The following is a 24,521-nucleotide window of genomic DNA, read 5'->3' as shown; positions in this document are numbered from 1 at the left end:
ACGTCTGGACACGTTTACTGACGACTTACTGAGTAATTTTGAGTACTAGACCGTCCCCTCGCAATAGATATCTATACATCTTTTCGAAAAATCGTCATGAGCTTTTGATGGACGGATCTGCCTGAGCGCTAAAACAAGGAGTTGACCTACCTTGAATGCAGATTGAGAAGTTGCTGCCCGGCGGCGATAGGTGTGACATTTAGCTCGGCAACGGCTGCAGAAAAGCTTCGACATCGTGCTACGGCTTGGAGAGTTCGCAACGCATAAGGTCCTGGGGATTACACCGCATTGCTAGTCGGTGCGGCTTGGCAGGGCGTCATTACTTAGGGAAAGAGAGATCATTGTAACGAGCAGCGGCTGAGTCGCAGGTGTGGGCTCACCTATAAGCTCGTACCCGACCTCTCTGATACCGAAGCAGCTTGACCTCAACCGTTAGGTTTCATGGTCTGGTCAAAGCTCTTTGGCCTCTACGTCCTTCGTTTCAGCGATGTGTCTCATCGCTTGCCAACCATGCGTACCGCCGCCGCCAGCGCGAAGGGCTGTTGCTACCATAATTACCTCAGCTACATCTTGTTTCGATGCTCCAGCACTCACAGCGAGCAACAACACGGAGGCGCCGGGCTGGAAGGTGGCTTCGACGACTCGGCGTTTAAAGTCGAGCGGGAAGTTGGGGCGGCGACCGGTTCGACGAGCTGGGGCAACTGTATTCAAGATAGTATCCACTAAAAAATGGTGTCCCCTATCTTGGCTAATTTAGAGGGCTGTCAGGATAGAGTGTTGGGCGGACGGTTCCGAGACATGGCCCACGCACGGCGCAAGTTCTTCGATCTGCATATGACCAATCAGAGCCGGGTGGCCGCTGAGGCCTTGCGAGGGATCGCCGAGCTTTACGAGATTAAAGGGCGCGGCCGGGGAACTCGACACAAAACATCAGCAACAACTGCGCGGTCAAAAAACAGAACCCAAGTGGCAATCGCTGTACGACGTTGCTGTCGATTCGCCAATGCACTCGGACGTCAGGGACAGTGCCGCACGATTGTGTATGAAGGTTGAATATCTCCCTGGCAGCCGATTGTATTGGCTCTGTCGCCCCTGCTTTTCATGAGATGGTTAGCCTGCTGAACAAACCTATCTTGGCGTACTGCCGGACTGGGAACCGCTCAAACAAGCTGTTCGAGCAGTGTATCGTGGGCGAATGGCCCAGGCTTTCCCAGTACTCCTGCTTTCATATTTTGGATGAAAGTCGATTGGCATCAGATGTCAACGACTCTGTCATCCACTGACAAGCCGCGGGCTTCGTCACTGATTACTTTGCTTGCTAGGAGGCTCGGGTTGCGAGGTAGGAGATCTCTGCCAAATCCAGGCCTAACAAGCAGATCGAAAAAGAACGGCATCAGAGAAGTCGCGTTGATGGCTACAGTCAGAACTGAGCTATTTCCTGCCCGGGCGGCTATGACGGTCATTCTTATGACTAGTAGCCCCAATTAAGAGCTTGCACATTGCATTGAGTCCTGCGCGTTGCTCGGCAATCAGTAGCGGCTTGAGCTGGTACTCGGCGAAAGCACGGGTATCTACAGATCATTAGAACAAAAAACTGGAGGCTCAAGTATGAAGGTTGAACGTTACGCCCATTGCAGCCATTGGGGAGCCTACTCAATTCTCGTCCAAAATAACGAAATTGTTGGGATCGAGCCATTTGAACATGATCCTGCGCCTTCGCCGATTATCGACTCCGTTCGCGAATGGGCACGTTCAGATCGACGTATCACGCAACCTATGGTCCGTTCTGGTTGGCTTCAGAGCCGGGAAAAAAGTGATCGATCCAGGCGGGGTGAAGACCAGTTCATACCGGTGACTTGGGAAGAAGTCACCAATTTAGTGGCCGATGAAATTAATCGGGTGTCCTCAAACTATGGTAACGAAGCAATTTTTGCCGGTTCCTATGGGTGGACAAGTTGTGGTCGGCTTCATCATGCCCCGTCTTTGCTCAAGCGTATGCTGAACCTGGTAGGGGGCTACACTGGCCATGTGGATACCTACTCAATTGCAGCAGGACCCACAATACTTAGGCATGTCCTTGGAGATGACGCAGCCTGTACGGGCGGGTCCAGTACTTTAGATACGGTTGTCGAGCACACTGAGACGCTTATAGTCTTTGGCGGCTTATCTCCCCGAACAGCACAGAACGAGGCCGGGAGTATTGCCAAACATTCTCTTGAAAGCAATCTAAGAAAAATTGCTGCTAAGAATATTAAAGTTATTTTAGTTTCTCCATTAAGAGATGATCTGCCTGAATGGGTAGGGGCAGATTGGTGGCCAATTCGCCCGAACACCGACACTGCGCTCATGCTGGGGCTGGCAGGTGAAATCTTAAAATCAGACTCGCATGACAAAGCCTTCCTCGACCGCTGTACCAGCGGTTCGGATGACTTTATTAACTATCTGGCTGGTAAAAAAGACTGCCAGTACAAAGATGCCGCCTGGGCATCATCAATCACTGGCATAGAGCAACAAAGTATTCGTGACCTAGCGAAGCTACTTGTAAGTAGCCGCTCGATGCTCACGCTCAGTTGGAGCTTACAGCGCGCTCACCATGGTGAGCAGCCCTATTGGGCAGGATTAGCGCTTGCTGCGATGGTTGGACAAATAGGGTTGCCCGGAGGAGGGGTTGGCTATGGATATGCGTCGCTCGGCGGGGTCGGCGCTCCGATAAGCCTAAGTAAATCTCCTTCTATTTCGCAGTTTAAAAGACGGATTTCAAGCTTCATTCCTGTGGCAAGAATCAGTGATATGCTGTTAAATCCAGGAGCTGATTTCACTTATGATGGAAAACAGCAGGTTTATCCAGACATACGGCTTGTGTATTGGGCAGGGGGTAACCCGTTTCATCATCATCAAGATCTAAATCGATTGGATGTGGCATGGAAGAAGCCAGAAACTATAATTGTGCAAGATCCAATGTTTACACCTACTGCTTTGCGTGCGGATATCTTGCTGCCAGCCAATACTTCTATTGAGCGAAATGATATTGCCGCCAGTAAGCGATCTGATTATGTGTTGGCCATGCATCGCGCAATAGATACAGTAGGTGAATCCAAGTCGGATTTTGATATTTTTGATGCTGTTGCAAAAAAATTAGGCGTGCATGATGAGTTTAATGAGGGTCGTAACGAAATAGATTGGTTAAGGCATATGTATAATGAGACTCGAACTGATGCGTTTGATCGTCTCGGTTTTGAGATGGTCGATTTCGATCAGTTTTGGAAGCAGGGCTATGCCGAATGCCCAATGCGAAGTCATCATACTTACCTGCGCGAATTTCGTGAATCACCTGAGTTACACCAGCTTAAAACCGAAAGTGGAAAGATAGTCCTCAATAGCTCTGTCTTAGCCAAATTACAATATGATGATTGTTTGTCTCATCCCGCTTGGCTGGAACCTGCTGAATGGTTGGGTAACGCTGATGCTACACAATTGCATCTGATATCCAACCAACCTGCCGGTCGATTGCATAGTCAATTAGAAACAGGCCAAGCAAGCCTGCAGATGAAGCGTAACGGTAGAGAGCAAGCAAAAATAAATGCAGGAGATGCTCGTCGTTTGAGTATAAATGATGGTGACATTGTAAAATTGTGGAGTGCACGAGGGGCTTGTCTAGCGACAGCTACAATTGTCGATACGGTTAGCTCGGGTGTGGTTGTTCTTCCAACCGGCGCTTGGCTGACTACAACGGCACAAAATAGTTTGGATTTCGCAGGCAATCCCAATACCTTAACGCTGGATATTGGTTCATCCAAGTTTGGTCAGGGTTGTGTAGCACACACGTGCTTAGTAAATATTGCCCCTTATAATGAATTGGCACCAGATGCAATGGAGTATTATAAAAATCTTGTCGATAGTAAGGTGGTTGCCTGAGATATGTAATATCTCGACAGCTTGCTGCCGCGAATGAATGATGGTTAATCCTGGTGAGGAGATGTTGCCTCTGACAAGCTAAATCGTATGTTTGGTCCTGATCTAGATTGATAGAGTAGGGGCTGTGTTAGTTGTATGGCGCTTAGTTGACTATATTGACTGGAATGAGGGTGGTTTATGTCTGAACATGTTGCTGAAATAAAATGGGAAAAAAATGCCCATGCCGATGATGCCTCCACTTACTCACGTAACCATGTGAGTCACTTTGACGGGAAGCAAAAATTAAATGTATCGGCTTCAGTTGAATACAAAGGCGACGCTTTGTGTGCTGATCCAGAACAATTGCTAGTGAGTGCTGCAGCAAGCTGTCATATGCTGTTTTTTTTAGCAATCGCTGAACAACTAGGGTTTCTACCTGAGTCCTATTGTGATATGCCTGTGGGATATTTGGAAAAGGCGGACGGCGGTGGGTTGGAGATTACGCGAATTGAGCTTTATCCGAAGATTGTTTTTTCCGGAGAGAAGAGGCCGGACGCGGATGCTATTAACCGGATGCATTCTGGAGCACACAAGCGGTGTTTTATTGGTAATTCAATTAAAGCCACCATTACGGTCTGTGATTATTCAGAGTAACGTTAAGGGGCCCGCGCAGTAATGCGCGGGCGTGAGGGTGAAATTGTATGGAAAATATAGAATCTGTTATACTTTATGAGCGGCGGAACGATGTTGTGACGTTGTGGCTGAACCGGCCGCAACAGTATAACGCACTGTCAGAAGACATGCTTAATGCGCTGAAAGAACAGCTAGATGTGCACGCGGGCGATACAACTATTCGTTGTTTGATCCTGGCAGCGAAAGGCAAAGCGTTTTGCGCAGGGCATGACCTACGCGAAATGCAGCAGAATACTGATCTTTCGTATTATCAGCAACTATTTAGCTTGTGCAGTGAAGTGATGATGAAAATCCACTCATTTCCTGTTCCTGTCATTGCGCGCGTGCAAGGTGTCGCCACTGCAGCAGGCTGTCAATTAGTCGCGAGTTGCGACTTAGCTGTTGCAGTAGTGGGTGCTCGTTTTGGGGTTTCAGGAATAAACTTGGGTTTGTTCTGCTCCACACCGTCTGTCGCATTGACCCGGAGCATATCGAATAAACATGCCTTTGAGATGTTGTTCACTGGGAAGTTTATTGACGCTGATGCGGCAGTATCCTGGGGGTTAGTCAATCAAGCGGTAGACAATAAAGACATTGATAGTGCTGTTGACGTTCTGACTTCCGCCATCGCAGCCAAGAGCGCTGCTGCCATTCGACACGGGAAGGCAATGATTTATCGCCAGCGTTCGATGTGTATAGAGGATGCTTATTCGTATGCAGCTAAAGTAATGGCATGTAATGCCATGGAAGATGATGCTATCAACGGAATTAACGCTTTCTTAAGTAAATAATTTTTAAACAAAGTGCCGTTTATGCCTTGCGAGGTTGAGGTGATTGAATTGAATACTTACCGTGCGGGCGTTCGGCTTCTATTATAGTTGCGGCGTCTATTTTTTGAGGGGCATAGTGGTAATTCCATGACTCTGTTGTTCCCTGCCCGCCTAAAAGAAATAGCTCGTCACTATCCCCCGGTGTCAGGATAGTTGTTACCTCCCCGGTTTTAATCTCGGGGGTGGAAAGAGACTGGTCGTGCCGTACTATTCACCTGAACGCAGAGCCGCATTACTCAAGATGCTGCTTCCCCCGCTGAACCTGTCGATGGCCGAGGTCTCCAGACGCGAAGAGGTCAGCGAAATGCCTTTGTCCAACTGGCGCATGCAGCTCAGTTCTGAAGGAAGTGCAGTGTCCGAAAACAAGCCGTTGACCGAGAACTGGTCAGCCGAAACCAAGTTTGCTGTCGTGCTTGAAGCCGCCGATTTGTCCGAGATCGACCAGGGCGAATATTGGCGCCGCAAAGGCCTTTACCCCGAACAGATCACGGCCTGGCGACAAGCCTTCATGACCGGCCAGAAATCGGAAAAGGCCCAGTAAAAAAGAAGATCGGGAGCAGTCTCGCAAAGATAAGAAACGCATCCAGGAACTTGAGCCCGAGCTGCGCCGCAAAGACAAGGCGCTCGCTGAAACAGCCGCGTTGTTGGTGCTGCGAAAAAAGCTCAATGACAACTGGGGGGCTGACAACGGGGACAACTCACGTCTTTGCCAGAACGGCGGTTACTTGTTGACTGGCTGAGCGAAGCGTCCGCTGCGGGTGCCAGAAAAATCAGAGTCTGCCGGGAATCGGTTTATCGCTGCGGACCTTGTAACGGTGGACTGGAGCAGGCGTTATCAAGGCCGATGCCCGAACGACCACCGTACTACCTGCACCGCGCGAGCGGCAAGCGATCGTGGCGTTGTGCAATAGGCCGGAGTATGCCTATTTGCCGCCGAGCCAGATCGTGCCGCGTCTGGCCGATCAAGGGCGCTACCTGGCTTCGGAGGCGACGTTTTATCGCGTCCTGCGAGCGACGGGTCAACAGCAAGCATTGAGGTTGTAGTCAGCCCCCTGGCGGTACGGCGCACCGACGACGCATGCCGCCAAAGGGCTGAATCAGGTGTGGTTGTGGGGCATCACGTATCTGCCGTCGCCGATACGCGGCCAGTATTACTACCTCTATCTGACGAGGATATTTACAGCCGCAAGGCCGTGGGTTGGGAGGTCTATGATGCGGAAAGCGGCGAAAAAACCGCCGCGCTGCTGCAACGCAGCGTGATCGGCGAACAGTGTTTACGCGGACCGCTGGTGCTGCACTCGGACAATGGAGCGCCGATGAAATCGGTGACGCTGTTGAGCAAGATGTATGAGCTAGGCATCACGCCCTCGCGGGGACGACCCCGTGTCAGCAACGACAATTCTTACTCCGAGTCGCTGTTTAGAACCCTGAAATACTGCCCGCAATGGTCGCAGGATGTTTTTGCCGGTCTGGACGCCGTACGAGCGTGGGGAGGGGTTTCATGCGTTGGTACAACAACGAGCACCGGCATAGCCGTATCCGGTTCTTCACCCCGGGTGAGCGGCATTGAGGAGTGGACCATCAGGTCTTGGCCCGGCGACATGAGCTGTACGAACGAGCCAAGGAGAAAAAGCCGGAACGCTGGTCGCGTCGAACACGTAACTGGAAGCCGATCGGCACCGTGCTGTTGAACCCGGATCGGGAGCAGCACGTCGAGAAAAGAGCGGCATAGTTAGACGGTTGACGTGACAACTACCTTGAAAAACGCCGCTATGGGTAAAGTAGCTTGGTTTAAGTTTATGTAGGGCGCGCTTATTTGTATGGTCTAGGCAATTAATCAACATCGTCCTAATCATTTTGCTATGGTATTTTTATATTAAGTGCTGATAGTTGGCCATTGTTCCTAACTTCATGTTTGGCCTGTTTTATGCTGTAAAAACATGAGTCAAATGTCTGCTTAGGTGAAATAATCTGCGTTGCCAAGGCCAAGCACATTTGGCAGCTTGGCGTGTCCTGCATAATCACTGGCTTCTTTAGCAAAAAAATGGTGCTGGGTGGTCCTAAGATTGAGACTCGAATAAAAAGTGAGGTTTGCCTGAGCGCTGGCAGGTAAATCAATCATTTACACTACGCACGAGTGAGGCATATATGACTTTACATAATTGCCATACCATATACGCCGAAAGTTTTTTCACACAGCACGCACAGTTGTTTTCGCCTTATTTGAACTCAGTTGGGCTCAGTGGAGAAGCTTTACATTCACCTGGCTATGAGATTCCGTTATCTAAATATGTCGCTTTGTGGGAGCTTTTGGGGAGGGAAGTATCTCAAAGCATAGGGCTTGAGGTCGGAATACGAACTAGCTGTCATGAATGGGGGGTTTGGGGGCACGCTGTAAAGAGTGCGCCGACAATGCAGTTGGCATTACATTGCTTGAGCCATTTTATTGAGGTTCTGACTCAAGGAGTTAAGCTCGACGTAATCATGACCGATAGCTCAGTCAGTGTTGGCTATCAGATAATTGACCCTCTTATAATTCAGCGCAGGCAGGATGCAGAATTTTCAATTGCCGCAGAGCTGAGTTTGATTCGTGAAATTACCGGTCGTGTTGATCTTTCGCCGACGTGTGTAGAGTTCGAACATAGTGCGCCGAGGGATTTGAGTGTATATAAGGAAATTTTTAACTGTCCAGTATTTTTTAATCGGCCCGACAATCGGCTGTATTACGCTAGAAGCTTGCTGGAAATGCCTGTGTGCACCGCCGATATCCGTTTGTTCCAGGTATTAGAAGCGTTCCTTGAGCAGCGACGCGTAATGAGAACTGGACCTAATGATTTACTTAATGGGCTTTTGCGTCATATCGCGGATAGCTTGGGTGGCGGATGTCCCAACATTGATCAGGTGGCCGCCGCCATGAATATGGGGGTAAGGACGCTACAGCGCCGTTTGGCCGATCATAATCTAGACTTCAGCCACCTTGTGGAAGTGGTGCGTCGGTCCCTGGCAGAAAATTATGTGTCGTGCTCAAACCATAGCATAACCGATATTGCACTGTTGCTTGGCTATACCGAGGCCAGCTCTTTCAGCCGTGCATTTCGGCGATGGATGCAGCTTACTCCTCAACAATATAGGCAGCAGGTACTGGCGAAGCCGTTACTAAATGGCGCCTGATGTCAGTTCTTAAGGCATGAACAGACAAGACCACGTCAAGTGCTTTAGGTAGCTTTGCACCTGAGTCAGGTCCTATATTGGAGAGAGAAGATGTTTCAGCAAAGTAAAAATCATAAAAGTTTTTTTATTAATGGCGCTTGGATTGCTCCAAGTGGCGAGCAGTCGTGTCATGATGTCATCAATCCTGCTAACGGGCGTGTGTCCGGATCGATTTCGTTCGGATCGGCGATCGATGTAAACATTGCTATACAAGCCGCGTTCGATGCTTTTCCTGAGTATTCGAATACGCCTGTCGAATTTCGCGTAGCCCTATTAGAGCGAATCTGTGCGGTCTACGAGAGGCGTTTAGATGAACTAGCTGAAGCGATTACGCTTGAAATGGGGGCGCCTCTACATAAACTTTCACGCCCCCTTCAAGCTGCTATTGGGCTCTGGCATTTCCAATCTGCTTTGGAAACGCTCAAGCAGTACAGTTTCGAAAGTAAGTATGGTTCAACAATCGTCATCAAAGAGCCTATTGGTGTGTGCTCACTTATCACACCTTGGAACTGGCCGATGAATCAGGTTGCATGTAAAGTTGCCCCTGCATTGGCTGTAGGCTGTACGATGGTACTTAAGCCAAGTCAAAATTCTCCGTACTCAGCGATCATTTTCGCAGAAATAATGGAAGAGGCAGGCGTTCCAGTCGGTGTATTTAATATGATTAATGGGCAGGGGAGACAACTCGGAGAACTACTAGCTTCCCACCCGCTAGTGGATATGGTCTCTTTGACAGGATCTACCCAGGCAGGAGCGAGCTTGACGGTTGCCGGTGCTGAGACCGTAAAAAGAATGTCCTTGGAGCTGGGTGGAAAATCTGCAAATATTATTTTGTCTGATGCGGATTTAGAACAAGCCGTTCGGCATGGTGTTTTACATATGATGTCCAACTCCGGTCAGTCCTGTACGGCGCCCTCCAGGATGCTGGTGCCACGAACTCACCTGGAGCAGATAGAGCAAATAATCGTCAAGGTATGTTCTGAGATCAAGGTGGGTGACCCTATGGATCCTGAAACAACAATGGGTCCTATGGCTAACGCACGGCAATACCATCTTGTTAAGGAGTTTATTGGCGTGGGAATAAAGGAAGGAGCAAAACTGTTAGTTGGTAATGAGGAGGAGCTGGCTCGATCAACTGAAGGGTTTTATATTTATCCGACTGTATTCACGAATGTTGATAATAACATGAAGATTGCGCGGGAAGAAATTTTCGGGCCTGTACTGGTTGTGATTGGATATGATAGCGAGGAGGAGGCAATCGCTATCGCTAATGATTCAATATATGGGCTTGCTGGGTATGTTCACTCCTCGAGTCTGTCACACGCAAGTGCGGTAGCAAAGCGCATGCGCACCGGGATGGTCCATCTTTGCGGTGCCGCGATTGATATCAATGCACCCTTCGGTGGCTATAAACAGTCAGGTAATGGTCGGGAGTGGGGCGCAGCTGGATTTGAAGAGTTTTTAGAAACTAAGTCGATAATGGGCGCGCTTTAGTTAGCTTGGTGATTCTTCTCTACTATTTGAGGAGTCACCATTTGTTTCTCTCGGAATGTGGCTAGATACTTCTAGCTCTGCATGCCTAAGGAGTTACCTGATTTATCTCCGAAATACGTGGCGAAACGCGGCTGTGTATTCAAAGTCGCCAGCAATTCCATCTATCGAAATCCCTGGTTGCGTTAATGGCTGAGCGACGCTGAAGGTATTTTCGATGCGGTAATATTCTGCCTAATTTGGGTAATAAAAAACCGAGTTTATAAAATAAATGCCCAGTCTTTCGAGTCTTGTTTGGGAGTCGATGAGCTCCGGCAACCTGCTTCAGATCACGACCTGTTCCCTTTCGCTGGGGAGTATGCTGATTATTTTCGTGACGTTCATTAAAGCCATTGCAATGTGAGCGCTCTTTGTTCGTCAACCGCTCGCTTGCAAATTTTTGAGAGAGTGACGCTACATTTTCGGAATTATGGTTCTCAGAGTTTTTCAGAGGTAATGTGTGGCAAAGTTATCTCGTCTGCCGATTATTTTATTTTGCACCATACTTACTAGTTAGTTCTAAATTGGTTTGGTTTTGTTAGATTGGCATGGAATGCCAATCATTCTGTCGTGGCGTAGCAAGCCAATATCTTCGGAGTCGATTATGTTAGGCGCTTGGTGAGTAGGAAACTATTGTCTGTAGGATCAGTAAACTTCCAGTTGCCAATGTGTGTCTGTATAGAAAGATAGGCACTGTGTACGAATAATGTAGCTGTTGCGACTCTTGTATCATATGAATGCAGCCTTTGCATTTAGGCTTGTCATGTATGTTTGCGCTAAAAACAATAATATCTATTTTCCTACCGTTTTTGTTACACCAGCCTGCTGCGCTGACCAACACTAACTACGTACAGGAATAATACGCATGAATGATGTAGCCGCAGAGGGCACAGCTCTCGACGATTTATCCAGAACCATCGGCTCGCGCCAACCTAGTACGAATTCGGCGCGTCGCATGGAACGCGTCCTGGGGTTGCCGTCGCTTGTCCTATTTGGACTAGCCTATATGGTGCCGTTGACGGTCTTCACCACCTATGGGCTGGTCACCCAGGCCACTTCCGGGCATCTGCCCGCCGCTTACGTCGTTACCCTGATTACCATGTTATTCACCGCTTACAGCTATGGGCGGATGGCCGCTTCGCTACCCTATGCCGGATCGGCGTACGCCTATGCCAGTTCTACATTCGGCGGCAAGATCGGCTTCATGGTCGGTTGGGTATTGCTGCTGGATTACCTGTTCATACCGATGATCTGCTATCTGGTTATCGGCATTTACATGGCCCAGTACTTTCCCGCCGTGCCAATGTCGGTATGGATCTGTGGCAGCATTCTCGGTGTACTGGTGCTGAATGTTCTGGGCATTAAATTGTTGGCCAAGGTCAACTTCGCTCTGATCGGTGTCCAGATCGTGTTCATCGTCGTATTCATCGCCGCCTCCATTGTTTCCATCAGCGATGCTCCTCCGGTTTCCTTCTCCGCACCCTTTTTCAGTCCAGATATCAACTTTCAAGGGCTGCTCAGCGGTGCTGCCACGCTGTGCCTGTCCTTTCTGGGTTTCGATGCGGTGTCGACGTTGTCCGAAGAAACACGGGACCCAGCGCGCAACCTTCCACGCGCCATCATGCTGTGCACCTTGCTCAGCGGCTTTCTATTCATACTGATTGCCTACACCGGCCACCTAGCTTACCCGGATTGGCGTGCGTTTCAGGACGTCGACTCAGCGAGTTTACAGGTGATACAGCATGTGGGCGGGCAACTGCTATCGGCTTTTTTCACAGCCATCTATGTCGCTGGGTGTTTCGCCTGCGCGATGACTGCACAAGCCAGTGTCTCGCGGATCCTCTTTGCCATGGGCCGTAATGGCGTCCTATCAAAGCGCGTCTTTGGCGTGACCAGCAAACGATTCGGTACACCTGTTTCAACCACTGTTCTAGTGAGTCTGATATCGCTGACTGCACTGTTGATCAGTCTGGACCTGGCCTCGACTATGATCAGCTTCGGTGCTCTGACTGCCTTCTCTTTCGTCAATCTCTCCGTTATCAAACACTTCCTCTGGGACAAAGGGGTGCAAGGGCCCCGGGCCATTCTGTGCTACGGCTTTATCCCGCTGGTCGGCCTGATCCTGACCCTGTGGCTGTGGACCAGTCTTTCTTCGACCACTTTCGAAGTCGGCCTGGCCTGGCTCGGCGGCGGTCTGTTCTACCTGCTCTGGTTGACCAGGGGTTTCCGTCGCCCTACGCCGCAATTACATCAGCACGACGACTAACACACTTTCAATGACGGCACCCATGCCCGGGCGCTTCACAAATCCGCATAGAGGCTCGCACCATGACTATCGTAGAAAAAGATATCGTTCCAACCAGCAAAACTGATGAACTTCAGGCGTTAGCGAAGAAGCATTTGCTTATGCACTTCACCAGTGCCACGTATTACGAGAGCGCTCCGCTCACGATCATGAGCCGTGGCGAAGGCTGCTGGGTTTGGGACGAATTTGGCAACCGTTATCTCGACGGATTGGCGGGCCTGTATTGCGTAAATGTCGGCTATAGTCATGGAGAAGAAATTGGCGAAGCGATAAAAGCTCAAATGTGCAAGCTGCCATATTTCAGTAACTGGAGTTTTGCCCACGAACCGTCCATTCGCCTGGCGGCGAAAGTGGCGTCACTGGCACCGCCGTCGATGAACCGGGTATTTTTCACCTCAAGTGGCTCGGAATCTAATGAGTCGGCTATGAAATTGATCCGGCAATACCACCTGGCTCGGGGTGATCATGCCAAAACCAAGTTTATCGCCCGACGCGTGTCCTATCATGGCACCAGTTTTGGCGCGCTTTCACTTAATGGTATGACCAATATCCGTAACATCTTCGAACCCTTGATTCCCGGTGTTCGGCATGTTTCCAACACCAAGCGCTACAAGCGTCCGCAAGACGAAAGCGAAGCGCAATTCACAGCGTTTCTGCTCAATGAAATCGAATCACTGATCATCCAAGAAGGCCCGGACACGGTTGCCGGGTTATTCATCGAGCCCTTGCAAAATGCCGGCGGCAGCCTGACGCCGCCCGCCGGCTATGCCGATGGCATACGCCACTTGTGCGATAAATACGGCGTACTGTTGGTCGCCGATGAGGTGATTTGCGGTTTTGGCCGCCTCGGCGAGTGGTTTGGTTCGATCCGCTATGGCATCAAGCCTGACATCATTACCTTCGCCAAAGGCATCGCGTCAGGTTATATCCCCCTGGGCGGAATGATTACCAGCGATGCGGTGATGGAGCCCATCCTCAACGGCCCGCAGCAGATGTTTTTGCATGGGCTGACTTATGGTGGCCATCCGGCCGCATGCGCTGCGGCGCTAGCCAATATTGAGATCATGGAGCGTGAGGGTGTGCTCAATAACGTGCGGCGCAATCAGGCCTACTTCCGTGCCAAGCTCGAAGAATTAAAAGCACACGCCATTGTTGGAGACGTGCGCGGTGACGGTTACCATTACTCGCTCGAGCTGGTCACCGATAAAGCCAACCGCAGCTGGACATCCGCCGTACCTTCCACGGAGTTTGTTGCCACCCGCCTTGCACCGGCCCTGTTCAAGTCCGGATTGCTGTGTCGTGCCGCGGTTGACCATGAGGGAACGCCGCTAATCCAGGTGTCCCCACCGTTGATTCTTTCGCTCGAAGAGATTGACTGGCTGGTTGCGCGACTGGATGTCGTGCTGGGCCAACAAATCGAAATCGGCTTCGATTGACAGCTGTGGTCGCGCTGACCCTTTGTCGAATGGGTTATGCGCTTTGTAGTACTCGACCGTGCGCCTTAGTGGCGCACGCGTCGAACGATCTGCGTTTGCCGTATTTATGAAATCTAGAACCACGCCTCCAATGCGTACCGAGCTCAAACTGCCACCGAGCAGATTCACAGTGATGTCGCGGAAAGGCGTTCGGCCGTATTCATACGCGAATTGGATGTAGGCGTGAAAGGCTACTGAAAACGTTGTGTTTCTCCAGCCACAACGTCGTTTTCGAATGCTCGTGGGCGGCGTAGGTGTTGGCGATCAATGCCGTCGAAGTGGGTTGGGCGCTTCTTAATAAATCTTCTTAACGGAGTATGGCTAGATATTTCGGTTTCTATATGCTCCGGGCGTTACCTGCATCCAACCCCGAAATGCGCGGCAAAATGCAGCTGTGTTTTCAAAGCCCACCAGGGCTGCAACTCCATCTATCGAAATCCTAGACTGTGTTAATAACTGAACCGCGAGATCGCGGCGTAGATCATCTCGTACAACTCTGAAACTCGTACCCTCCGCTTGTAACTTGCGCGTCAGAGTACGAGTAGAAAGTCCTAGTGCACAAGATACTTTATTGATGTCATCTGATGGGATTTCCATCGCGGCAAGGTGTTGCCTGACTTTGGTGCTAAACAATCCCGCGTTTATGGTGGTGAATGCCCAGTCTTCCGGGGCGCGTCGTAAGAAGGCCCAAAGTTCCACACGGGTACGGCGGTAATTCGTAAGCCGGAATTTTGAATCAATCCATATGGCGCTGTGCTCGGCGTCAAAATTTATGGGGCCAGGATATAGGAATGCGTAGTCGGAAAAGTGATCAGGTTTTGGGAACGCAAACTGAACAAGCTGCAATTCTATTTTACTATTAAGCAACCAGCTAACAATGCCATGGATAAGTTTAATCATCAGCTCGTGGCCGAGAATATTAACCTCGGCATCAGACACCCTCGGTTTGAGCGTGATACCAATTCTAGAGTGTTCGCTCATGAGTGTCAGTTGGTAGTCATCGAGCAGCAGATTCCAAAAGCGCGTCAATCGGTTGAGTGCGATCGCAATATTGGCCGCATCCAGCAAATTTAACATCATGTATTTAAAGGTCCCGCTGCGAATCGGTCGGGACCACAGTCCATGCATCTCGTCGTCCAATAAAACTATATTTGCTTTATAAGCTGCCATAAATTGGGCGCGGCTTATTCTTAGCTCCGGCTGATAAAAACATACATCTGGAATATTGGCTTTTTGAAAAATGTTCAGGACGGCAGCGTCACCGTGAGCAGTCTTGGTTTTTCTTACCAGACCCTCTAAAAAATGTCCGGAAATTGTGAATGCCGGCTCGGGAGGTATGGATCGATTTGAAAAATGTACGTGCATTGCTGACATCCTCTTGCGCGACCAGTGTGCCCATCAACGTCCTCGTCATTCTGGCGTATTCTGCATAAATTATGGCCCGCAATGCAAAAAAAAAATCTGAATTGCCCTACATTAGACTTCACCTCTCTTCGAATGGATCAAAGGTAACGCTTGGTTGTTGAGGGTAGAGGTCCTTTTGCACTGCGCGTCTTCATTTTGCGAGGCCAAACCTGGGTGGTTTTCACTTGATAGCCGGAGGAGTCGACGACTCATCGCTTCATGGCGCGAGGTGCAAATGTGTGTGCTATCACCGAGCCAGTGCTTGGATCCATGGCTAAATTGGAAGGATAGCTAAGTTAGCGCTGGTTCGGGTTGCCCCACGGGATTAGTTTGTCAGTTTCCAGTAAATGGTCGTTGTCACTACGTCGAGGCGATGCAAGCTTTAAAAAATAAAAGGAAGAAGTAGCTTTGAAAATAAATAGAGCTAAGGCGGCGTTGCTAGTCATCGACATGCAACCTAAAGTATTACGATTGATACCTAACCATCAGGAAATCCTTCAGAACTGTCAGTGGCTAGTTGGCTTGTGTGAAGACCTTGACGTTGTAGTTCGATTTTCTGCGCACTATCAAAAGGGTCTGGGCTCTATATCGGAAGAACTATTAGTTTGTGCCGAACACCCCGTGATCGTAAATAAATGCTACTTTTCCTGCGTGGAGGAGGGCGGCGAAACGGCCGAAGTGGTTGGGTCGCAAGAGCAATGGATCCTGTGCGGTATAGAAACACATGCGTGCGTTATGCTTACTGCCATGGACCTTGCTCTTGCGGGGAGGCAGGTTTTCGTAGTGGTCGACGCTGTTGGATCACGATCTGAAGTTGATAGGTCGGTGGCCTTGTCCCGATTGCAACAATTAGGTGTGATCCTGGTTACGCGGGAAATGGTGTTGTTCGAATTACTGCGCTGTGCAGGGACAGAAGATTTTAAAGCATGTAGCAAAAAATACTTGAAGTAAGTTCTGGTTCATAACTGTCTACGGGGTTTACATGACTAAGCAGAAAATCGGTATTCTTGGCGCTGGTACTATGGGCAGCGGCATCAGCCAAGTTTTTGCGGTAAATGGGTTCGACGTCGCGCTCATTGATATCTCAGCAGCTGCGCTCGAGCGGGCTATTAACACTGTCGAAAAGAGTTTGGACCGGTTGCTCAGTAAAGAAAAAATTACCGCTCAGCAGAAAAATGACGCTCTTTCAAAAATCAAAATAGGTCAAGATCTCGCCAGCTTGGCTGATTGCGACGTTGTTATTGAAGCTGCGACCGAAGACCTCGAGCTGAAGTTGGCGTTAATGGCTCAATTAGATACTATTGTCCGGCCTGAAGCGATTTTGGCAACCAACACATCATCTATTTCCATTACGCGACTGGCTTCGGCAACGTCACGACCTGAAAGAGTCGTGGGTCTACATTTTTTTAATCCGGTTCCACTAATGGCTCTCGTTGAGGTTATTTCCGGACTTCAGACAAGCGAAGCTGCATCGTCTTCTATGGATGCGTTGGCTAAGGAAGTAGGGAAGACACCGGTCAAAGTTAAAAATAGCCCCGGGTTTGTCGTAAACCGGTTGCTTTGCCCAATGCTTAATGAAGCAGTGTTCGCGTTGAGCGAAAATCTTGCGACCGCATCAGAGATTGATGAAGCAATGAAACTGGGTGCGAATCATCCCATTGGTCCACTGGCACTGTGCGATATGATTGGTCTGGACGTTCAATTGGCCGTGATGCAGGTATTGTTCGAATCTTACAAAGATTCAAAATATCGCCCTGCGCCTCTGCTCGTTGAGATGGTTGAAGCCGGCTACCTTGGACGTAAGACAGGTCGTGGTTTCTACAGGTATTAATATGGAGCAGTCCTGCTATCAAGTTGTGGAGTAAGGTCTCTTCAAGTTTTATTTGGTTTTTATTCAAGCTCGGCTCTGTATTTTTGAGGAAGATGAATTTGGACAGTCAAGGCTCGATCATCGTAGAGGTTCACGGTCGTGTGGGTTTGATTAAAATAAATCGGCCCGACGTTCTCAACGCGTTGAATGACAAGGTGGTTAAGGGGATTTCTGATGCTGTTGATTTGTTTGAATCGGATGAAGAGATAGGTTGCATCGTTATCACTGGAAGCGATAAAGCCTTTGCGGCTGGCGCTGACGTTGGATTTATGAAGTCATTTGATTATATGCATGTCTATAAAACGGATTTTGTGACTCGTAATTGGGAGCGACTTGGGAAATCCCGTAAACCCGTAATTGGCGCCGTTGCGGGCTATGCGTTGGGTGGCGGTTGTGAGCTTGCGATGATGTGCGACATGATCTTCGCCGCTGAGAACGCGCAATTCGGGCAGCCCGAAGTTCGGCTAGGCGTATTGCCTGGCGCAGGAGGTACTCAGAGATTAACTCGGGCCGTTGGTAAGGCAAAAGCGATGGATTTGTGTCTAACTGCTCGGACGATGGATGCTTTTGAAGCCGAAAAATCTGGACTTGTGGCACGAGTCGTACCTGTCGAGCGCCTTCTGGATGAAGCACTGAGTGCTGCACAGACAATTGCCAGATTTTCATTGCCTGTCACAATGATGATTAAAGAGTCCGTTAATCGTGCGTTCGAAACCAGTCTGTCGGAAGGTTTGTTGTTTGAGCGTCGCCTCTTTCACTCTTCCTTCGCTTTGGAGGATCAAAAAGAGGGGATGGGCGCGTTTCTTGACAAAAGGAAGCCCATTTTTAAACACCGCTAGTATCGAATCGTAAACCGTACCATAGCTAGTTCCAACGACGCTTTCTCAATGGCGCTATATCTGTCGGTGGGTTGTCACGCTGCGAGTTGTCGATTGTCATCAGATGTCAATTGCTATGTCATCCAGCAGCAAGCCTTCCCCTTCAAAATTGAGTATCGTGTTAAATGGGTGAGGCGGTGCTTTTTGTTGTTATTATTTTAATTATCGTTTTCTGCGTACATGCTGTCTACTTGAATAAGTGAAATAGGACGCTGTGCCTGGTCAGCCGTAGATTAGTTCTGGCAAAAGTCGACGAGGCTGTATTGTCGAGTAGGCTGAAGAGAACGTGCAACTCAATAACAAACTTAATGGAGTTTCCATGTCTACATCTGAAGTGTTTATCGTCAGCGCAGCACGAACTGCAATCGGCTCCTTTGGTGGCACACTGAAAGATATCTCGCTGTCGCAGTTGGCAACGACAGCGGTACAAGCGGTTCTGCAACGCAGCGGTTGCGCGCCGGACCGTGTTGGTAGTGTTGTGTTGGGCACTGTTATTCCGACCGATCCGCGCGATGCCTATCTCTCACGGGTTGCCGCCATCCAGGCCGGTATTCCGAATGAGACTCCAGCGTTCAACGTCAATCGCCTGTGCGGTTCTGGTTTGCAGGCGATTATTTCGGCTGCGCAGGGCCTGTTTCTGGGGGAAAACGAAGTCGCAGTTGCCGGCGGTGCCGAGTGTATGAGTCGTGGGCCCTACATACTTCCGAGCGCGCGATGGGGTGGGCGTCTGGGCGACATGCAGGCTGTGGACTACATGCTGGGTATTTTGCATGACCCCTTTCACCGCATTCACATGGGCATTACCGCGGAGAATATCGCCGAGCGCTGTGGTATCAGTCGAGCCGAGCAGGATGCGCTGGCGCTGGAAAGCCAGAAGCGTGCGGTGCGCGCTATCGCCGAGGGGCGCTTCGCTGGGCAGATCGTACCGGTTGAGGTGAAAACGCGTAAAGGTATACAGCAGTTCGAGGTTGATGAACACGTGCGCGGTGATGTAACTCTTGACCAGTTAGCAGCGATGAAAGCGGCGTTCAAAGCGGACGGGACGGTAACCGCTGGCAACGCATCCGGTCTGAACGACGGCGCCGCTGCGTTGTTGTTGGCTAGTAGCACGGCGCTTAAAAGCGAGAACCTGCGCCCGCTTGCACGTTTGGTCAGCTATGCATGTTCCGGGGTTGAACCGGAGCTGATGGGATTGGGGCCGATTCCTGCTACTCGTCTTGCTCTGAAGCGCGCTGGTCTCACGGTCGCAGATCTGGATGTGATCGAATCCAACGAAGCTTTTGCTTCCCAGGCTTGTGCAGTGGCTCGTGAGCTCGACTTCGATCCTGCTAAGGTAAACCCGAACGGCTCGGGTATTTCCCTCGGCCACCCAGTCGGTGCCACCGGAGCAATCATCGTCACCAAGGCCATCCATGAACTGCATCGTGTCCAGGGGCGTTATGCACTGGCGACCATGTGCATCGGTGGTGGTCAGGGCATCGCTGCGATCTTTGAGCGTGTCTAAAGGGACGTCGCTGAATGAATCAAGTATGTGATCCGCGCGCTGAGAAAGTTACGCCTTCACGGCTGCAACCATTGCGCAAAAGCGCATTGCAGCTTTTCGCCCAGCGAGGTTTTGCTCGGGTAAGCGTACGCGAACTGGCGCAGCAGTTGGGGATGGGCCCCGGTTCTTTTTATTGCCATTTTGAAAACAAAGAGCAACTGTTGTTCGAATTGATCGAGGAACTCTTTACCGACTTACTCGCGTTGGCGCGGCGTCGCAAGAAGGGTTGCTCTCTTGCGTGCCTACAGGCGTTCGTACAAGCGCATATTGACTTGCACGAGCGACGCGCAATGCATTTTCTAATTGCTGAGCGCGAGTTCCACTGTCTTTCGCTGGACCACCAGCAACACATTTGCAAAATGCGACAAGATTATGAAAATCGCTTTTTGGTCCTGCTGCGCGAGGCTGGGGCGAGCGCACCCTCGCCGGTGCTAGCGGCAACCGTGCACGCAGTAATGGCCTGGTTAAACAACCTGCCAAGTTGCCTGGAACAGTCCGGACTGAAAGCGTCGGAAAGGCCCGCAATACTGAGTGCAATTGTGCTTGGATCGCTTTCCAGCGTTCTGCCGTCGTCGGCACACACCACACTTTTGAATGTTGCGTGACCCAGAAGCGTATTGCTCGCAGGTGAAGGTGGCTTCACATCAACCACTGCATACCCATGCATATAATACTACGAGACTCTGTTATGGCAGATTACAAAGCTCCGTTGCGCGATATGCGTTTTGTCCTCAATGAAGTGTTCGAGGTTTCCAAGTTATGGGCTCAACTGCCGGCCTTGGCCGAGGTGGCAGATGAAGACACTGCTATGGCCATCCTTGAAGAGGCCGGAAAAGTTACTGGTGAAGTGATCGCTCCGCTCAATCGAAGCGGCGACGAAGAGGGATGCTCTTGGCGTGAAGGCGCGGTGAAGACTCCTGCAGGTTTCCCCCGGGCTTACCAGACTTATGCAGAAGGTGGATGGGTGGGTGTCTGCGGTGCGCCGGAGTTTGGCGGGATGGGCATGCCTAAGTTGATCGGCGCTCAGGTTGAAGAAATGGTCAACTCGGCAAACATGTCGTTCGCCCTATACCCGATGTTGACCGCCGGGGCATGCCTGTCGATTCTGAACCACGCCAGCGAGAAACTGAAGGCAAAATACCTGCCCAATATGTACGAAGGCCGTTGGGCCGGATCGATGTGCTTGACTGAGCCGCATGCCGGCACCGACCTTGGGATTATCCGCACCAAGGCCGAGCCTCAAGCCGACGGTAGTTACAAAATCGTCGGTACGAAGATATTCATCACCGGTGGAGAGCAGGATCTGACCGAGAACATCATCCATCTGGTACTTGCCAGGCTCCCGGACGCTCCTGCCGGCCCTAAGGGTATCTCGCTTTTTTTAGTGCCTAAACTTATGGTCAACACAGATGGCTCTGTGGGTGAACGCAATGCAGTTCATTGCGGTTCGATCGAGCATAAGATGGGCATAAAGGGCGCAGCCACCTGTGTGATGAACTTCGATGGCGCCACCGGCTGGATCATCGATGCGCCAAACAAGGGGCTGGCGGCGATGTTCACGATGATGAATTACGAGCGTTTGGGCGTTGGTATCCAAGGTCTGGCGTTGGGCGAGCGGTCTTTCCAGAGCGCGGTCGAATACGCGCGGGAGCGCCTCCAAAGTCGTGCGCCGACCGGGCCCCAGGCCACAGACAAAGTCGCCGACCCCATCATAGTGCACCCGGACGTCCGCCGCATGTTGTTGACGATGAAAGCTCTGAACGAGGGGGGGCGTGCTTTCTACAGCTACGTGGCAATACAACTGGACATTGCCAAGTACAGCGAAGATGCCACGACGCGAGCGCGTGCTGAAGAAATGGTTGCCTTGTTGACCCCCGTGGCGAAAGCTTTCATCACCGATATGGGATTAGAGACTACAGTGCATGGTCAACAGATCTTTGGTGGGCATGGCTTCATTCGTGAGTGGGGCCAAGAGCAGTTGATCCGAGACTGCCGCATCACCCAGATTTACGAAGGCACTAATGGTGTCCAGGCGCTCGATCTGATGGGGCGCAAGGTGGTGGGCTGCGGTGGGATTTTTTACAAGCATTTCAGTATCGAAGTGAAGGATTTTATCAGCTCAGCCGATGCCTGCCTGGATGAGTTCACCGTACCGCTGCAAGCAGCCATCGACACCCTCGATGCGTTGACAGCCTGGATCATCGTGCAGGCTAAGGCCAATCCCAATGAAATCGGCGCCGCCTCGGTGGAGTACCTCCAGGTGTTTGGTTACACCGCCTACGCCTACATGTGGGCGCTGATGGCGCGCACGGCCTTGGACAAGCAAGAGCACGAGGACTTTTATGCCAGCAAAGTTGGGACTGCGCGCTTCTATTTTGCTCGTCTGTTACCACGTATCCATTCGTTGAGCGCCGCAGTAAAGGCCGGTAGTGAATCGCTTTACTTACTCGACGCCGCCCAATTCTGAACGTTCCGGGTGCTGGCCGATATAAGTCCATGGCATTGTGCTAGGGCTAGTAAAGTCCTTATTGAAACTCAATGGATTCCATCCTGGAGATGCGATCATGGTTAAAACAAAAATAATTTCCCCTGCGCAAGGCGCATATAGCTATCCATTGCTTATCAAGAGCCTATTGCTCTCAGGGCAGCGCTATGAAGCAGAACAGGAGATCGTCTACGCCGATAAGCTGCGCTACAGCTATCGCACGCTCAATAAACGTATTCGGCAAATGGCCAACGTGTTGACCGCCGCAGGAGTAAAGGCTGGGGACACGGTGGCGATGCTGGATTGGGACAGTCATCGCTATCTGGAGTGTTTTTTCGCGGTGCCGATGATCGGCGCCGTGCTGCATATGGTGAATATTCGCCTGTCTCCGGAGCAGGTGCTGTATACGATGAACCACGCGGAAGATGATTTAGTCCTGGTACATGATGACTTTCTGCCGCTGCTCGAGCAGATACATGGCGGATTGAGCTCCGTAAAAGGTTATATCCAGCTAAGCGAAGGCGCTGCCAAGGTCACGAGTTTGCCAGTATTGGGCGAGTACGAGCAGTTGCTGTCCCAATCCCTTGTGGATTACGACTTTCCCGAATTTGATGAAAACTCCGTTGCTACAGTATTTTACACCACAGGGACAACAGGTAAACCGAAGGGAGTGTACTTTAGCCATCGCCAGCTAGTCCTGCATACCTTGGCCGCGGTCGGCACCCTTGGCGCCTACCGAGGACTACCGATACTTCGCTCTGACGATGTCTATATGCCAATTACTCCAATGTTCCATGTGCACGCCTGGGGGGTGCCATATGTGGCAACATTGATGGGCGTTAAACAAGTTTACCCCGGTCGGTATGAACCCAATGCCCTTGTGCGCCTCTATAGAGAGGAGAAGGTCACCTTCAGCCACTGCGTGCCAACTGTTCTACAGATGATCCTGACTTGCCCAGAAGCAGCCCAGACTGACTTTAGTGGCTGGAAATTGCTCTTGGGTGGCAGCGCGTTAGCACTTGGGGCAGCCAGTCAAGCGGCCGAACGTGGCATGCTTGTACACACCGGCTATGGCATGTCTGAAACCTGTCCGTTGCTAAGCAGTACTTATCTACGGCCTCACGAACTTGCCCTGCCGATGGACGAGCAACTTCCACTTCGAATTAAGACCGGAGTGCCCATGGCCATGGTGGATATGAGGGTAATCGACTCCAACGGTCAAATCGTGCCGCATAACGGAGAGTCGGTAGGTGAGATTGTGGTGCGGGCGCCTTGGCTAACTCAAGGCTACTTGCACGACCCTGAAAAGGGTGCAGAACTTTGGGAGGGGGGCTGGCTGCACACTGGTGATATCGGCTCTATCGATGCGCACGGCGTTTTGGAGATTAAGGATCGTATTAAAGATGTGATCAAGACTGGCGGCGAGTGGATCAGTTCCTTAGAGTTAGAAAGTCTGATCAGTGAGCATCCTGCCATCATGTCGGTTGCGGTGGTTGGAATTCCAGATATTCAGTGGGGTGAGCGACCAATGGCCATGATCGTTTGTGCACCATTATCCCAGCTCACTCAGGCGGATCTTGAGCAGCATTTGTTGCAATTCGTCGACAACGGTCGCATTACTAAATGGGCGATACCGAAAAAATTTGTATTTGTCGACGACATACCCAAGACAAGCGTTGGCAAAGTAGACAAAAAAAAGATTCGGGAAAATGAATCCGCGGATTTGCCAAGTGAGTCTATACGGCATATTGAACAGTAATAAAAGTCAGTGGGCGGTGGCAGGAAGTAGTCTTGTACCCGGCCTTGGTTAGGCGGCTTTGGCCGGGAGTATGATGTTGCCACTTGGCGTTGACTTGAAAAACGGAAGACTTAAGCTACCGACGTCGGCCATCGGATAGAACTCTATTTCAGCGGAGTGCGTTCACCTAAAGATCTGAACCTGATGTTTGACGTGCTAAATCGCTTGGCAAAGTACGACATCAAGCAGAAAAAATTACTGCAGGCGGCTACCCTAGATGATTTTTTATTGTATTTAGTTTAATAAGAACGGCAGCAAAAATTATTTGTCAGGCGCACTAAACGACATCGCCATTTTCGATACCGTGAGCATGAAGCAGATAGGCATATAAGCTTGCCAAGAGGGGGCATGGCGTTGGTTACTTCGCAGATATTCATTCGTTAGAAAGGCCCACTAGTAATAAATTGGCCTGAGATGGTGGTGCACTGAGTTCCTTGTTGCCGGGGCTTAGCAAGCCCCGGCAGCTGTCTCGGTCAGAAACCAGGCTGACACCAGTATTCAGTGCGCGCCCATTGCCTGGTGAGTGAGGGGCCGAGCTGCGTCCGGGGTGGAAATGCTTGAATGCCTGGCAGCTGAGGTGCAAGCTAAGCATGCAATATTCATTTGATCGGATCGGGCGGTTCAAAA

The 24,521-nt window shown here is 50.6% G+C and carries 17 protein-coding genes and 3 pseudogenes; 17 read left to right on the top strand and 3 right to left on the bottom strand.

Annotation, left to right across the window (positions count from 1 at the left end; translation table 11 throughout):
* Positions 1-146 precede the first annotated feature (146 nt).
* Positions 147-260, bottom strand: coding sequence for a helix-turn-helix domain-containing protein (locus F7R20_RS03180; RefSeq protein WP_145902449.1), 114 nt, complete (start codon positions 258-260; stop codon positions 147-149).
* 541 nt (positions 261-801) lie between these two features.
* Between F7R20_RS03180 and F7R20_RS03175 the strand changes: the two are divergent.
* The 5 genes and pseudogenes from F7R20_RS03175 to F7R20_RS03155 form a co-directional block, all read left to right on the top strand.
* Positions 802-1,053, top strand: a pseudogene (locus F7R20_RS03175) (IS66 family transposase); the annotation flags it as partial.
* A 555-nt stretch (positions 1,054-1,608) separates the two neighbouring features.
* On the top strand, positions 1,609-3,915 hold the full coding sequence (locus F7R20_RS03170; RefSeq protein ID WP_081352472.1) for a molybdopterin-dependent oxidoreductase: 2,307 nt from the start codon (positions 1,609-1,611) through the stop codon (positions 3,913-3,915).
* A 177-nt stretch (positions 3,916-4,092) separates the two neighbouring features.
* Positions 4,093-4,548, top strand: a complete 456-nt coding sequence (locus tag F7R20_RS03165; protein ID WP_081352473.1) for an OsmC family protein — start codon at positions 4,093-4,095, stop codon at positions 4,546-4,548.
* A gap of 47 nt (positions 4,549-4,595) precedes the next feature.
* Positions 4,596-5,357 (top strand): enoyl-CoA hydratase, encoded by a 762-nt coding sequence (locus tag F7R20_RS03160; protein ID WP_081352474.1) that lies wholly within the window; start codon positions 4,596-4,598, stop codon positions 5,355-5,357.
* Positions 5,358-5,595: 238 nt separating this feature from the next.
* Positions 5,596-7,128: pseudogene (locus F7R20_RS03155) on the top strand (IS3 family transposase).
* 225 nt (positions 7,129-7,353) lie between these two features.
* Here the strand turns inward: F7R20_RS03155 and F7R20_RS31565 are convergent.
* Positions 7,354-7,518 carry a hypothetical protein gene (locus tag F7R20_RS31565; protein WP_155767773.1) on the bottom strand — a complete coding sequence of 55 codons (165 nt, stop codon included), beginning with the start codon at positions 7,516-7,518 and terminating at the stop codon, positions 7,354-7,356.
* Between the two features lie 26 nt (positions 7,519-7,544).
* Between F7R20_RS31565 and F7R20_RS03150 the strand changes: the two genes are divergently transcribed.
* From F7R20_RS03150 to F7R20_RS03135, 4 genes are all read left to right on the top strand, one after another.
* On the top strand, positions 7,545-8,567 hold the full coding sequence (locus F7R20_RS03150; protein WP_081352475.1) for an AraC family transcriptional regulator: 1,023 nt from the start codon (positions 7,545-7,547) through the stop codon (positions 8,565-8,567).
* Between the two features lie 90 nt (positions 8,568-8,657).
* A complete protein-coding gene (locus F7R20_RS03145; RefSeq protein WP_081352476.1) occupies positions 8,658-10,100 on the top strand; it encodes an aldehyde dehydrogenase family protein in 1,443 nt (480 codons plus the stop codon).
* 901 nt (positions 10,101-11,001) lie between these two features.
* Positions 11,002-12,402 (top strand): APC family permease, encoded by a 1,401-nt coding sequence (locus F7R20_RS03140; protein WP_081352477.1) that lies wholly within the window; start codon positions 11,002-11,004, stop codon positions 12,400-12,402.
* A 62-nt stretch (positions 12,403-12,464) separates the two neighbouring features.
* Entirely contained in the window at positions 12,465-13,877 is a 1,413-nt protein-coding gene (locus F7R20_RS03135; RefSeq protein WP_081352478.1) for an aspartate aminotransferase family protein, read from the top strand.
* A 360-nt stretch (positions 13,878-14,237) separates the two neighbouring features.
* Here the strand turns inward: F7R20_RS03135 and F7R20_RS03130 are convergent, their stop codons facing one another.
* Entirely contained in the window at positions 14,238-15,281 is a 1,044-nt protein-coding gene (locus tag F7R20_RS03130) for a helix-turn-helix domain-containing protein (RefSeq protein WP_162276482.1), read from the bottom strand.
* Positions 15,282-15,728: 447 nt separating this feature from the next.
* Between F7R20_RS03130 and F7R20_RS03125 the strand changes: the two genes are divergently transcribed.
* The 8 genes and pseudogenes from F7R20_RS03125 to F7R20_RS31850 form a co-directional block, all read left to right on the top strand.
* Positions 15,729-16,271, top strand: coding sequence for an isochorismatase family protein (locus tag F7R20_RS03125; RefSeq protein ID WP_081352480.1), 543 nt, complete (start codon positions 15,729-15,731; stop codon positions 16,269-16,271).
* 31 nt (positions 16,272-16,302) lie between these two features.
* On the top strand, positions 16,303-17,151 hold the full coding sequence (locus tag F7R20_RS03120; protein WP_081352481.1) for a 3-hydroxybutyryl-CoA dehydrogenase: 849 nt from the start codon (positions 16,303-16,305) through the stop codon (positions 17,149-17,151).
* Positions 17,152-17,249: 98 nt separating this feature from the next.
* Positions 17,250-18,029, top strand: coding sequence for an enoyl-CoA hydratase (locus tag F7R20_RS03115; RefSeq protein ID WP_239548665.1), 780 nt, complete (start codon positions 17,250-17,252; stop codon positions 18,027-18,029).
* Between the two features lie 358 nt (positions 18,030-18,387).
* Positions 18,388-19,572 (top strand): acetyl-CoA C-acyltransferase family protein, encoded by a 1,185-nt coding sequence (locus tag F7R20_RS03110; protein WP_081352482.1) that lies wholly within the window; start codon positions 18,388-18,390, stop codon positions 19,570-19,572.
* Between the two features lie 14 nt (positions 19,573-19,586).
* Positions 19,587-20,216, top strand: a complete 630-nt coding sequence (locus F7R20_RS03105; protein WP_081352483.1) for a TetR/AcrR family transcriptional regulator — start codon at positions 19,587-19,589, stop codon at positions 20,214-20,216.
* Positions 20,217-20,299: 83 nt separating this feature from the next.
* Complete coding sequence (locus F7R20_RS03100; RefSeq protein WP_081352484.1) at positions 20,300-22,078, top strand: acyl-CoA dehydrogenase C-terminal domain-containing protein; 1,779 nt, start codon at positions 20,300-20,302, stop codon at positions 22,076-22,078.
* Positions 22,079-22,175: 97 nt separating this feature from the next.
* On the top strand, positions 22,176-23,855 hold the full coding sequence (locus F7R20_RS03095; RefSeq protein ID WP_081352485.1) for a fatty acid--CoA ligase: 1,680 nt from the start codon (positions 22,176-22,178) through the stop codon (positions 23,853-23,855).
* A gap of 88 nt (positions 23,856-23,943) precedes the next feature.
* Positions 23,944-24,278: pseudogene (locus F7R20_RS31850) on the top strand (quinohemoprotein amine dehydrogenase subunit beta); the annotation flags it as partial.
* Positions 24,279-24,521 lie beyond the last annotated feature (243 nt).

Source organism: Pseudomonas brassicacearum subsp. brassicacearum (genome assembly GCF_008801605.1).
Taxonomy (GTDB): domain Bacteria; phylum Pseudomonadota; class Gammaproteobacteria; order Pseudomonadales; family Pseudomonadaceae; genus Aquipseudomonas; species Aquipseudomonas brassicacearum.
The sequence above is the reverse complement of the archived record's forward strand: the minus strand, read 5'-3'. Positions and strand labels throughout refer to the sequence as shown.